Here is a 12,450-nt window from a genome sequence, read left to right as displayed (position 1 = left end):
TCTTTTCATATATTAACCAATATCTCCAAGACGTAATACGTCACGAGCAATCATAACTTCTTCGTCAGTTGGAATTACGATAATTTTTACTGGAGAGTGTGGGAAGCTGATGAATGCTTCTTCACCGAATACGTTATTACGTTTTACATCGAAGTATACGCCCATGTACTCAAGGCCTTCTAATACACGCTCACGAATAATCGCACTGTTCTCACCTACACCAGCTGTAAAGATGATTGCGTCTACACCTTTCATACGAGCTGTGTAAGAACCGATGTATTTGTGGATACGGCTTACGAATACATCAAGTGCCACTTTCGCACGGTGGTCGCCTTCTTCTTCTTTCGCAATGATGTCACGTAGGTCACTAGAGTAACCAGTAAGACCTAACATACCACTCTTCTTGTTTAATACGTTAACTACTTCTTCTACTGTTTGGCCTGTTTTTTCCATGATGTATGGAATTAACGCAGGGTCAAGGTTACCAGAACGTGTACCCATTGTTACACCAGCAAGTGGAGTGAAGCCCATAGAAGTATCGATAGATTTACCGCCTTCTACTGCTGCGATACTTGCACCGTTACCTAAGTGACAAGAAAGTAAGCTTAAGCTTTCAATTGGACGACCTAATAATTCAGCCGCACGCTCAGTTACATATTTATGAGAAGTTCCGTGGAAACCGTATTTACGGATGCCGAATTTTTCATAGTACTCATATGGTAAGCTGTATAGGAATGCAGATTCCGGCATTGTTTGGTGGAATGCTGTATCGAATACTGCTACTGCTGGTACGTTTGGTAATACTTCTTTGAATGCTTTAATACCAACAACGTTTGCTGGGTTATGAAGTGGTGCTAAATCGCTTAATTCTTCGATATCAGCTAATACTTCATCAGTAATTAAAACAGAGTCAGCAAATTTTTCGCCGCCGTGAACAACACGGTGACCGATACCGCCAATCTCATCTAGAGATTTAACGATTCCGTTTTCAGTTAATTTTTTAAGAAGCATATTAACTGCTACTGCGTGATCTGGAATGTTTGTAATTTCTTTTTGTTTTTCGCCATCTACAGTAATAGTGAAGATACTATCTTCTAAACCGATACGTTCTACTAAACCTTTTGTTAATACTGTTTCACTTGGCATTTCAAATAATTGGAATTTTAAGGAAGAGCTTCCTGCGTTAATCGCGATGATTTTTGACATCTAGTCTTTCGCCCCTTTTTCTCTTGGTAGTTGTGTGGATGTTTCCACAAACCGCTCGATTTTATCTAATCAAATTTACTAAATATGAAAACGTTTCATCATTAGCAAATTTTATACTCACGATTTTAATTTAAACATCGTCCGACATATATTTCAAGTGAAAAAATTGTAACACCAAGAAAAAATATATATTACAGATTTCAAAAAAATTCAGTTAAATCTAGTATATATTTAAAAATATGACATATTATATAAAACTGTACTACATAAATCACTAACTCTGTTACATATACCCAGCTTTATTTATGTGTTGCAAACCAAGTATTTAATTGATCCATAATATTCTCCATCGCCTTCATGTTAGAGAATTTAGGCAACTCCACTAATAACGCCTGTTTTGGCATTGTTACATTAGAGCCTTTCTTTTGGAGAACAAATATACTTTTTGCATTTTTCTCGTTTTTAAACATGGAAACAGGAAGCTGTAATAACCCTTGAATAAAGCATGTTTCTTTAATAAATGCATGTAATTTTGGTGCCTGGTCACTTTCAAAAATAAAGTTTGGTACTAAGAAGAATAAGTACCCGCCCTCTTTCGTATGTTTCACACTTTGTTCAATAAATAAGTGATGGGCATACGACATTCCTTCATCTGCTTTTAATTTATATTCACTTGCACCGATTTCGTTTGGATAGTAACCAATCGGTAAGTCTGAAACGACTGCATCAACTGGATCGATATAAAGTGGTGCTAGTCCATCTTGATGGAAGAATTCGATTGCATGCTTTTGTAAATTTGCATTTACTAAAGCAAGTTTAATTAGCACTTCATCCACTTCTACACCAAATCCACTCATTGTTAGTCCTTCTTTGGCGCTATTAAACACTGTAGTCATTAAATTTCCTGTTCCAATTGCAGGATCTAAAACTGTAATTTCGTTTTGACCTTGCATAAATTTATGGAATAAGTAACTCATGAACATCCCAACTGCATCAGGCGTCATTTCATGATTGGCTTGTACGCCTTCTTTCATTCCTTTTAAGATGGCTAACTGAAATGCTTTACGAATTTCTTCACCTTTATATGTTTCTTCATTAAACGTACTATATTCACGATTCAGCCTTTCAATTGCTGATTCGGATAATTCCTCTTGTAAAATCGCTCCCTCAAACAAGTTATCACCTGTTTCTACAAGCGCCTCTAAATATGTCACATCTAATTCTTTACGTAAAACTACCGCAGAAGAATCAAAAATAGAAAATAATGTTTCCACTGTCTGACTCACGTACATTCCTCCTTCTCTCTTTTACACATAACTTATATCATACCACAAAGTGATTTTTTCCAAAAAGAAAAAGCGACCTCCTGTAAAGAGCTCCCTCTCAAGTTATATATGATATAACGTTTTTTCTCATATATCGGCACCGTTACGCAGCGATATATGAGAAAAAACGACCTCTTTATAAGAGGTCATTTCCTTCACATTACTTTGCAGATTTAGCTGCTTCTAATGCTGCTTCATAGTTTGGATGGCTTGTACCTTCGCCTACGTATTCTACGTAAACTACTTTGTCATTGCTATCTACTACGAATACTGCACGAGCAAGTAAACGAAGTTCTTTCATTACTAAGCCGTAAGCTTCACCGAATGAAAGGTCACGGTGGTCAGAAAGTGTTACAACATTTTCTAAACCGTTTGCTGCACACCAGCGTTTTTGAGCGAATGGTAAATCAGCGCTAATTGTTAATACTTTCGCATTTTCAATACCTGCTGCATCTTGGTTAAAACGACGTGTTTGTGCATCACACACACCTGTGTCGATTGAAGGTACAACACTAATTAATTTTACTTCGCCTTTGTATGTTTCTAAACTTACTGGAGATAAGTCGTTTGCTAATACTTGGAAGTTTGGCGCTTGATCGCCAACTTTAACTTCTGTTCCAACTAAAGTCATTGGATTACCTTTAAAAGTTACGTTTGCCACTTGAAAATCCTCCCTTATTTAAACAAAATATGTACAATGTAAATGATAGTTTGTCCCTATCGATAATGCAAATAAAATCGCTTTATTTACAAAAAAATAAAAGAAGCTAACCTATTGATTAGCTTCTTTATTCGTTAAATTTGAAATTCAGGATCATCTTCTTTTCGTTTATCCATCATTTCTTTCACTTTATCAACAGCTTGTGGCGCTAATTCAATTATTTTATCGATGACATGTGTTTGTTTATCTAAGTGCAATACTTTCACACCATCTCCATTTATAACAAGAAAGGCAACAGGATTAATAGAAACTCCTCCTCCACTTCCTCCGCCAAATGGATGACGGCCTGAATGTTCTACTCTACCAAATTCACTTCCACCAGCAGCAAATCCGAAACTTACTTTCGAAACTGTAAGAATTACACTTCCATCTGCCGCTTTAATTGGGTCACCAACAATTGTATTTACATCAGTCATTTGTTTTAAATGCTGCATTGCGGTTGTCATTAAACCTTGAATTGGATGGTCCATTCTATATCCCCCCTATGCTTGAACAGAGTTTTTTTCCATGCCAGATCTTTGCTGCCTCATAAATATGAGTAATTTCACCGCTGTTTTTACAGTACGGAATATACGAAAAGATGCTGTTAACTCACATCTCGATGCAAATCCCTTCCCTTGAAAAACAGGTGTAATTTCAAATTCTGGTACGTCAACAATATGCATATATTGTCCGACAACTCCAGCAGCCATTCCTTTTGTCCCCCATGCATATCCAGTGACAATTCCAGTACTAGCTGCGTCGCCTGCTCCAATTTGTGTATGCCATCTCCAACCATTGATTTTCACTCGTTTGAGAAAATCTTTAACGATAGTATGAACGTCTTGAAGCTTTTTTATCAGTTCACCTATGCTGTCAAGTTGCGCCATAATTTTATTATCTAGTCCGCCGTCCTTTTCAGCTTTTTCGATTTTTTGTCCTGTCTTTTTCTGCTGTTTTTCAATTCTTTCCAACACGTCAAATGTATATCGAATCATCCATATTTTCACTTGAAATAAACATTGCTTTTCCATTTCTGAATATAAAAATGTCACCTTAAGCGATATTTTCGACAATAGTATAAGCAAAATAAAAAGGAGAAGAATTATTATTCCAATTACGAGCCACTTCATACGTATCATCCTTTCACTCCGTACCCATTATCGACAAGTTTATTCATCATTAAACAGAGTTCCATAAGATTGAATATAAAAATTTTTCTAAAAATAAAAAGGTATTTTGACAATTTGTATCGAAATATATTATTTGAACATATCATCAGGGAACGGACTCTAATGATATGTAGCACGAAAAACAGAAAATTTAACTGCAGTGGAGGGATACATAATGGCAGATCGTCGCAATTTATTTTTCTTTTATGGTGATGACAAAGCAACGCTCGTTGAAAAAATGAAACCAATCTATCGTATTTTAGAAGAGAATGGATTTACCATATTAGATCATCCAAAAAATGCAAACGCTATCGTCAGTGTTGGAGATGATGCAACCTTCTTACAAGCCGTTCGTAAAACTGGTTTTAGGGAAGATTGCTTATACGCAGGGATTTCTACGAAAGATGAAACTTCGTTCTACTGCGATTTCCACATTGATCACGTTGATACAGCCCTTCAAGAAATTACAAAAAATGAAATTGAAGTGCGAAAATATCCAACAATTCAGGTAGATGTAGATCATGGTACATCTTTCTATTGTTTAAATGAGTTCTCATTACGTTCTAGCATTATTAAAACATTCGTTGTAGATGTTCACGTTGATGATTTATACTTCGAAACATTTAGAGGGGACGGTTTAGTTGTTTCTACCCCAACAGGAAGTACAGCTTACAATAAATCATTGCATGGTGCAGTTGTTGACCCACTTATTCCATGTTTCCAAGTAAGCGAACTAGCATCTTTAAACAACAACACTTATCGTACGCTCGGTTCACCGTTCATTTTAAATCATAAGCGTACATTAACTTTAAAACTAAGACCAGACGGTAACGATTATCCTGTTATCGGCATGGATAACGAAGCGCTTAGCATTAAACAAGTTGAAAAAGCTGTTGTACGCTTAAGCGATAAACAAATTAAAACAGTTAAATTAAAAAACAATTCGTTCTGGGAAAAAGTACAGAGAACGTTTTTATAGGATTAAAATAACCGCAGAATTATGGGATCCCATAATTCTGCGGTTATTTATTTCTCTAACTATTAGTTGCTATTTTTGTCAGTAAGTCGATATATTTCAATAATTGCTCATATATTTTCACATACCTTTTCTATAGACAACTTGGCCATCTATTACGGTCATTTCTGCTTGTACTTCTTTTATTTCTTCTGCCTCAATTTCAAAAATATTGCGGTCTAATATTGTAAAGTCTGCTTCATATCCTTTTGTAATTTGCCCTCGCTTCTCTTCTTTTCCGATTGCATAGGCACTTCCTGTTGTAAATAAAGAAACAGCCTCATATACCGTTAATCTTTCCTCAGGTATATAGCATACACCGTCAATAAAACTTCTACGTGTAACAGCGCTATATATGCCTAAAAACGGATTTACTTGTTCAATAGGAGCATCTGAGCCACCATTACAATGTAGTCCTGCTTCCAGTAATGTCTTCCAAGCATACGCATAACGAAGACGGTGTTCTCCCAGTTTTTCAATGACTGACGGAAAATCTGATGAAAGAAAGACTGGCTGTATATCAATAATGGCTTGCAAGTTTTTCATTCTTTCAATCAACTCTTCACGAGCAAGCTGACAATGAATAATGCGGTCACGTAACCCTTCTGCTGGTGGATATAATTCGAGTGCATCAATGACATATTCAAGCGATAAGTCACCGATAGTATGAATCGCAACTGGCATATGTAAGTCTCGTGCTTTCTTCACTAATTCTGCAAGTTCTTCACGTGAGAAAATTGCAACCCCATTCGTTTCCTTCGCATCTTCATACGGTTCACTTAATAATGCTGTTCTTCCGCCAAAAGAGCCGTCAGAAAAGATTTTCATTGCCCCAAATTCAATATAATGTTCATTTTCATATTCTTTTCGTTCATGTGCTACTTCATGATGAACGAGCAAATGGGCTTTAAATGGCATTTCTTTTATAACATGAGAAAACGCATTATGCGTTTTTCTAAAACCACCATAGTAATTTAAATCTTCCGTATGCCCGCCAATGAGGCCGTATTGCCAACAATCTTTAATCGCTGTTTGCAAAGCTCTTTGTAAATACGCTTCATCAATTTCAGGCTGAACATGTTTAATTAATTCTTGTCCTTGTTCATATAAAAGTCCTGTTAACTTATTTGAGGAATCCCTGCCGATTTTCCCGCCTTTTGGATTTTGCATCGCTTCTGTTATGTTCGCTTCTTGCAGTATGTATGAATTCACCCATGTAACGTGACGACAAACTCGCTTTAATAAAATGGGATGTTCCTTCGAAATTTCATCTAAATCACGCGCATGAACATTTTTCGTATCTGTAAAGTTATTTTCATTCCATCCTTCTCCAATAATCCAAGATCCCTTTGGAGCTTCTTCCACTCGCTTCTGGACAAGAGTAAGCACTTCTTTGTAAGATGTACAATTTGATAAATCTAGACGGAGTAACCTCTCTCCATGACCAATAAGATGCATATGACTATCAACGAGACCTGGGATCATTGTTTTGCCTTCTAAATCATACAATTTCCCCACCGAATATTGGGCTTCTAGCTCTTCTTTACTCCCAATATCAACGATTATGCCGTTTTCAACGTAAATCGCATCCGCTGTTTCAGTTTCTTCCTTCATCGTGTAAATAGTGCCGCCGTACCAAATTTCTCCCATATATTTCATCTCCTCTACTTTATTGTATAGAAAAAAGCACCATTTCAAAACATGGTGCTTTTCCAAAAATTAATTTTGTTCAGTAGGGTTCGTTGTAATTTGCCATTCAATATTAAATTTATCTTTTACTTGTCCGTATGCTGGGCTCCAGAATGTTTCTTGGAGTGGCATGATAACCTCTCCACCTTCTTGTAACTTATCGAATACTTCTTTTGCTTTTTCTGCATTACTAATTTGAATTGCGATTGTTACTTGAGATCCGATTGCATGCCCTTGACCTGGGAATGTATCAGAAATCATAAGATCCGTATTACCAACTTTTAAAGTAGCGTGTAAAACGCGCTCTTTCGCTTCAGCTGGAATCGGGTATTCTGGATTTTCAGGCATGTCACCAAAAGTTTGCATGACTTCTACTTTTGCATCTAAAGCCTCTTTATAAAACTGTACAGCTTCTTGCCCACTACCATCTAAAACTAAGTACGGATTAATACCTAAAATCATACGGACACCTCTTTTTTAAGTTTATAAAATCGAACTTGTGTTCGTTTTTATATTATCATTGTTTTGCATTTCATTCAACTATTTACTTCACTGTTTTCAAAATTATTTTGACGGAATCTCCATCTCTTGTTTTCTAAGTTCAATACGGCGAATTTTTCCAGAAATCGTTTTTGGTAGTTCATCTACAAATTCAATTTTGCGAGGGTATTTATATGGTGCAGTGAGTTCTTTGACGTGTTGTTGGAGTGTTGGAATTAATGTTTCTTCGTTCTTTTCTATATTCTCTCTTAATACGATAAATGCCTTCACGACACTTCCGCGAATTTCATCAGGACTTGCGACAACCGCACATTCTCTTACATAAGGATGTTTTACAAGCGCATCCTCTACTTCAAACGGCCCGATTGTATAACCAGAGCTAATAATGATATCATCACCACGCCCTTCAAACCAGAAGTAGCCGTCTTCATCTTTCTTCGCTTTATCACCTGTAATGTAATAATCACCGCGGAATTGCATCGCTGTACGCTCATCGTCTTTATAATATTGTTTAAAGAGGGCCGGCGTTTCAATGTGAACTGCAATATCACCAACTTCGCCTACTTTAACTGGAATACCTTCCTCATTTACGATATCGACGTGGTTACCTGGCGTTGGTTTCCCCATTGATCCTGGTCTAATATCCATCCCTTTCATTACACCAACAAGTAGTGTATTTTCCGTTTGCCCATAGCCGTCTCTTACTGTAATATCAAAGTGCTTTTGGAATGTTCCAATGACTTCTCTATTTAACGGCTCACCTGCGGATACAGCGCTATGTAACGCCTCTAAATTGTACTCGCTTAAATCTTCTACCTTTGCCATTAATCTATACTCAGTCGGTGTACAACAAAGCACATTCACCTTATTATCGCCTAATAAATTTAAATACGTTTCCGGTTCAAACTTACCGTTGTATACAAATCCTGTTGCCCCTGAACCGAGAGTTGCTAAAAACGGGCTCCAAATCCACTTTTGCCACCCTGGACTAGCCGTTGCCCATACAACATCATTCTCTTCAATTCCGAGCCAATTTGGGGCGCTTGTACGTAAATGAGCGTATGCCCACGCGTGCGTATGAACGACACCTTTCGGGTTTCCTGTCGTCCCTGACGTGTAAGATAAAAAGACCATATCTTCTTTATCTGTTTTCGCCATTTCTAACATGTCACTTTCTGTTTCTAATGCTGTCTTTAAATTGATCCATCCGTCTACTGACTGCTCGCTCAGGACGAATTTTTGAAGAGATTCCATTGCTTCTATATCATCAAACTGTCCAATGTACGGCTCATAGCTTACTATCGCTTTTACTTCGCCATGTCCAATTCGATATTCGATATCTTTTTTACGCAACATTTCCGAACTTGGAATTACGACAAATCCCGCTTTAATCGCAGCGATATACGTCATGTACGCTTCAATTAAGCGCGGCATCATAATAAGGAGCTTGTCCCCTTTTTGTAAGCCACTTTTTATAAAAGCGTTTCCAATTTTATTTGCACCTTGCATTAATTCAAAATATGTAACTTCTCGTCTATTCCCTTTATCATCTTGCCAAATTAAAGCAAGCTTCTCTTTATCGTCTGTATATTTCTCTATTTCTGAAACTAAATTATAAGATGGTGGTGCCAACAATTCCTCTCTCTTCATAAACATCCTCCTTTTTCTTTATGCCTCCCTTATATAATAAAGAATTTTCAGTAAATTTTGAACCCTCTTCTTTTGACAATTTTTTTATGCTTTTGTCGAAATGAATTTATACTAATATGAACAACAAAAAGAAAGAGCGGGAAAACCCGCTCTTTCTAAGCCATCGTATATGGGATTATTTTTGGAAACCGCCTAATTGTTGCTCAGCTAGTGAAACTAGACGTTTTGTAATTTCGCCACCAACAGAACCGTTAGCGCGAGATGTTGCATCAGCTCCAAGTTGAACACCAAACTCTTGAGCGATTTCGTACTTCATTTGATCTAATGCTGCTTGAGCACCAGACACTGCTAATTTATTTGTGCTTGCCATGTTGTATCACCTCCTTGTGAGTATAGAGTGTGATAAACAACATGACTTCATACATGTTTTAGATATGGTAATTTATGGTTTTAGAAAAGTTCTTCGAATTTTTCTTCTTCCGCCACTACTTCAACCGTTTGTAATACCATTGTTTCTTTGTTCGCTACAGCTTCTTCGATTAATGGTGTGAAATCGTATTTCGCTTCAAATCGATTTGCTTTTTCACGCTTCGGCTTCGTCGCTGGACTAGCTGGTGTGAATACTGTACAGCAATCTTCGTATGGACGAATTGAAATATCATACGTGCCGATTTCTTCAGCAATTTTAATAATTTCTAATTTATCCATCGTAATAAGCGGACGAATAACTGGGTAGTTTGTTACTTCGTTAATCGTATGCATGCTATCTAATGTTTGGCTTGCTACTTGTCCAAGACTTTCACCAGTTGTGATTGCAAGTGCGTTACGCTCCTCAGCAATCTGCTCTGTAATACGCATCATCATACGGCGCATAACCGTCATTGAATAGCTAGATGGGATTTCTTTATTAATCGTTTTTTGCACTTCTGTAAACGGAACAAGATGAAGCGTTACACGTTTACAGTATTTCGTTAACTCTTGTGCTAAATCGATTACTTTTTGTTTTGCACGCTCACTTGTGAAAGGTGGGCTATGGAAGTGAACTGCTTCCACAGATACGCCGCGTTTCATCGTTAAGTACGCTGCTACTGGGCTATCTATACCACCAGAAAGAAGTACCATTACTTTTCCGCCAACACCAACTGGTAAACCGCCAGCTCCCATATGCTCACCACACATAATATAGCTGTAACCACTGCGAATTTCTACACGTACATTCACATCTGGATTATGGACGTCTACTGTGATATCCTCTGTATTTTCTAAAATGTGCCCACCGATTTCTGGAAGTAACTCCATCGTCTTCATTGGGAATCGCTTATCAGAACGGTGCACTGTAATTTTAAATGTTTTCACATCATCTTTTACTTGTAAGAAAGCTGCTAATGCACCTTTTTTAATATCTTCTAATTCTGATGGTACTTTCATCGCTAAGTTAAACTTATGAATACCAAATACGTCTTTCAATCTTTCAGAGATTGCTTCATGATCTTCACCATTTAACTGGATGTACATACGGTCATGCGTTGCATCAATTTTAATATTTGGAAACTTTTTCAGTTTGAACTTCACGTTATCTTTTAATGTGCTTACAAATTTAGAACGGTTTTTACCTTTTGTCGTCATTTCTCCGTAACGCACTAAAATATATTCATATGTCATCATATTTCTTTACCTCATCACTTCATATAATTTTGGCATCGTCTCTTTTACAATACCTTCAAATTGTTTTACTTCTTCCATCGTGTTGTCTGGTGCCAAACTAATACGAATAGCGCTTGCAGCTGCTGCATGCGGCACTCCCATTGACACTAACACTCTGCTCACTTCATTTGCTTTTGAAGAACAGGCAGACTTCGTCGATACATATACACCGTGCTCTTCTAAAGCATGAACGACTACTTCTGGTTTTAAACCAACAAATGATACATTTAAAATGTGCGGTGCTGCATATACAAGCGATGTATTAATCGTCACATCTTCCATCTCTTTAAAGAAGCTGACAAGCTCTGCTTGTAAACTTTGCAAATGAGCTACCTTTTCTTTCACTTGTTCCATTGTCATGCGAAGTGCTTTCACCATTGCTACAATGCCAGGTAAATTCTCTGTACCAGAGCGATACTTAAGCTCTTGTTGACCACCTGATAAAATCGGATCTAATCTTACGCCATCACGTATATAAAGAAGACCCGTTCCTTTTACACTGTGGAATTTATGTCCAGATATTGAGCAAAGATCAATATGAGAAGCATATAAATCAAGCGGTACTTTTCCTATCCCTTGTACATGATCTACATGGAATCTTATTTTCGGATGATTCGATAATAACGTTCCAATTTCAGCAACGGGCTGAATTGCTCCAGTTTCGTTGTTCACATGAATAATTGATACAAGAATCGTATCTTCACGAAGTGCTCGTTTTACATCCTCTACCGATACAACACCATGCTCGTTAACCGGTAAATATGTTACATCAAATCCGAGTTCTTCTAATTGCTTATATGCCTCAAACACAGACGCGTGTTCAATATTTGTTGTAATGATATGTTTGCCGCGCGAACGATTCCTCATTGCTATCCCTTTAATCGCAAGGTTGTTCCCTTCCGTTCCACCTGATGTGAAAATAATTTCAGAAGGTTTAACGTGAAGAAGCTGCGCTGCAATCGTTCTTGATTGTGTTAATAGACGCTCTGCCTCTCCTCCAAGCGAATGAATAGAAGAAGGATTACCAAAATATTTCCCAGCAACCGTCACGTACGATTGAAGAGCTTCTGGATATGGCTTCGTCGTCGCACTATTATCAAAATAGATCATCGTTCTTCCCCTTTCAGCGCTATCACATCATATAATCATATCATAAATACGTGTCATTACGCTAAGACTACGCAAAGGTTCCGTTTTATCCCGATTAGTGAAGAATAATAATTAGTGAGATCCCCACACTGATTACAGTTTCACTTTACCCCGCATTAACGGGCAGTAAGACTCTCACCTCAAAGTTCAACTAGAGCAAAGAAGTTAGGTGGGAGATCAACTGCCCGTAAATGCCCGATTGGTTCAACTAGTAATCAGTGGGGATGAATCCCCCCACTGATTACAGTTTCACTTTATTTTGAAACGAATAACCTTACTGTATTCCGCTATTCATTATAGCAACATCGCCTGCAAAATTACACAAAAAAACAAACCCTT

Annotated in this window: 12 protein-coding genes; 1 reads left to right on the top strand and 11 read right to left on the bottom strand. The window is 37.4% G+C overall.

From position 1 onward, the window contains the following. Window positions 1-12 precede the first annotated feature (12 nt). The 5 genes from ackA to RT27_RS04420 all read right to left on the bottom strand — a co-directional run bounded on the left by ackA (window position 13) and on the right by RT27_RS04420 (window position 4,373). Window positions 13-1,206 (bottom strand): acetate kinase, encoded by a 1,194-nt coding sequence (gene ackA / locus RT27_RS04440; RefSeq protein WP_016080076.1) that lies wholly within the window; start codon window positions 1,204-1,206, stop codon window positions 13-15. Window positions 1,207-1,505: 299 nt separating this feature from the next. After that, window positions 1,506-2,492, bottom strand: a complete 987-nt coding sequence (locus tag RT27_RS04435; RefSeq protein WP_000084365.1) for a class I SAM-dependent methyltransferase — start codon at window positions 2,490-2,492, stop codon at window positions 1,506-1,508. A gap of 199 nt (window positions 2,493-2,691) precedes the next feature. Beyond that, complete coding sequence (gene tpx / locus RT27_RS04430) at window positions 2,692-3,192, bottom strand: thiol peroxidase (RefSeq protein WP_000024527.1); 501 nt, start codon at window positions 3,190-3,192, stop codon at window positions 2,692-2,694. 134 nt (window positions 3,193-3,326) lie between these two features. Beyond that, the gene (ytfJ, locus tag RT27_RS04425) at window positions 3,327-3,722 is read right to left on the bottom strand and encodes a GerW family sporulation protein (RefSeq protein WP_000350007.1); all 396 of its coding nucleotides are present in this window, start codon (window positions 3,720-3,722) and stop codon (window positions 3,327-3,329) included. A 12-nt stretch (window positions 3,723-3,734) separates the two neighbouring features. Beyond that, window positions 3,735-4,373, bottom strand: a complete 639-nt coding sequence (locus tag RT27_RS04420) for a DUF2953 domain-containing protein (RefSeq protein WP_029443410.1) — start codon at window positions 4,371-4,373, stop codon at window positions 3,735-3,737. 205 nt (window positions 4,374-4,578) lie between these two features. Here RT27_RS04420 and RT27_RS04415 point away from each other — a divergent pair, with 205 nt between their 5' ends. After that, window positions 4,579-5,382 (top strand): NAD kinase, encoded by an 804-nt coding sequence (locus RT27_RS04415; RefSeq protein ID WP_029443411.1) that lies wholly within the window; start codon window positions 4,579-4,581, stop codon window positions 5,380-5,382. Window positions 5,383-5,499: 117 nt separating this feature from the next. Here RT27_RS04415 and RT27_RS04410 read toward each other — a convergent pair whose 3' ends face one another. The 6 genes from RT27_RS04410 to RT27_RS04385 all read right to left on the bottom strand — a co-directional run bounded on the left by RT27_RS04410 (window position 5,500) and on the right by RT27_RS04385 (window position 12,072). Beyond that, on the bottom strand, window positions 5,500-7,068 hold the full coding sequence (locus RT27_RS04410) for an amidohydrolase (protein WP_043935399.1): 1,569 nt from the start codon (window positions 7,066-7,068) through the stop codon (window positions 5,500-5,502). Between the two features lie 69 nt (window positions 7,069-7,137). Continuing rightward, window positions 7,138-7,569, bottom strand: coding sequence for a VOC family protein (locus tag RT27_RS04405; RefSeq protein WP_016080070.1), 432 nt, complete (start codon window positions 7,567-7,569; stop codon window positions 7,138-7,140). A 102-nt stretch (window positions 7,570-7,671) separates the two neighbouring features. Then, complete coding sequence (locus tag RT27_RS04400; protein WP_043935398.1) at window positions 7,672-9,258, bottom strand: acyl--CoA ligase; 1,587 nt, start codon at window positions 9,256-9,258, stop codon at window positions 7,672-7,674. Window positions 9,259-9,433: 175 nt separating this feature from the next. Next, complete coding sequence (locus tag RT27_RS04395) at window positions 9,434-9,628, bottom strand: alpha/beta-type small acid-soluble spore protein (protein WP_000168890.1); 195 nt, start codon at window positions 9,626-9,628, stop codon at window positions 9,434-9,436. Window positions 9,629-9,708: 80 nt separating this feature from the next. Continuing rightward, window positions 9,709-10,923, bottom strand: coding sequence for a tRNA uracil 4-sulfurtransferase ThiI (thiI, locus tag RT27_RS04390; RefSeq protein WP_016080068.1), 1,215 nt, complete (start codon window positions 10,921-10,923; stop codon window positions 9,709-9,711). Window positions 10,924-10,929: 6 nt separating this feature from the next. Further along, the gene (locus RT27_RS04385; protein WP_043935397.1) at window positions 10,930-12,072 is read right to left on the bottom strand and encodes a cysteine desulfurase family protein; all 1,143 of its coding nucleotides are present in this window, start codon (window positions 12,070-12,072) and stop codon (window positions 10,930-10,932) included. Window positions 12,073-12,450 lie beyond the last annotated feature (378 nt).

It is taken from the genome of Bacillus sp. L_1B0_5, from assembly GCF_000836715.1.
Classification (GTDB): Bacteria; Bacillota; Bacilli; order Bacillales; family Bacillaceae_G; genus Bacillus_A; species Bacillus_A thuringiensis_S.
Note: the sequence above shows the minus strand (reverse complement) of the source record. Positions and strands in the feature narration are given on the sequence as shown.

What these genes read in the sequence shown, in the direction of transcription:
- ackA (WP_016080076.1), bottom strand. Translation starts at nt 1,206, where the DNA reads ATGTCAAAAATCATCGCGATTAACGCAGGAAGCTCTTCCTTAAAATTC.
- ytfJ (WP_000350007.1), bottom strand. Translation starts at nt 3,722, where the DNA reads ATGGACCATCCAATTCAAGGTTTAATGACAACCGCAATGCAGCATTTA.
- RT27_RS04420 (WP_029443410.1), bottom strand. Translation starts at nt 4,373, where the DNA reads ATGATACGTATGAAGTGGCTCGTAATTGGAATAATAATTCTTCTCCTT.
- RT27_RS04415 (WP_029443411.1), top strand. Translation starts at nt 4,579, where the DNA reads ATGGCAGATCGTCGCAATTTATTTTTCTTTTATGGTGATGACAAAGCA.
- RT27_RS04410 (WP_043935399.1), bottom strand. Translation starts at nt 7,068, where the DNA reads ATGGGAGAAATTTGGTACGGCGGCACTATTTACACGATGAAGGAAGAA.
- RT27_RS04405 (WP_016080070.1), bottom strand. Translation starts at nt 7,569, where the DNA reads ATGATTTTAGGTATTAATCCGTACTTAGTTTTAGATGGTAGTGGGCAA.
- RT27_RS04400 (WP_043935398.1), bottom strand. Translation starts at nt 9,258, where the DNA reads ATGAAGAGAGAGGAATTGTTGGCACCACCATCTTATAATTTAGTTTCA.
- RT27_RS04395 (WP_000168890.1), bottom strand. Translation starts at nt 9,628, where the DNA reads ATGGCAAGCACAAATAAATTAGCAGTGTCTGGTGCTCAAGCAGCATTA.
- thiI (WP_016080068.1), bottom strand. Translation starts at nt 10,923, where the DNA reads ATGATGACATATGAATATATTTTAGTGCGTTACGGAGAAATGACGACA.
- RT27_RS04385 (WP_043935397.1), bottom strand. Translation starts at nt 12,072, where the DNA reads ATGATCTATTTTGATAATAGTGCGACGACGAAGCCATATCCAGAAGCT.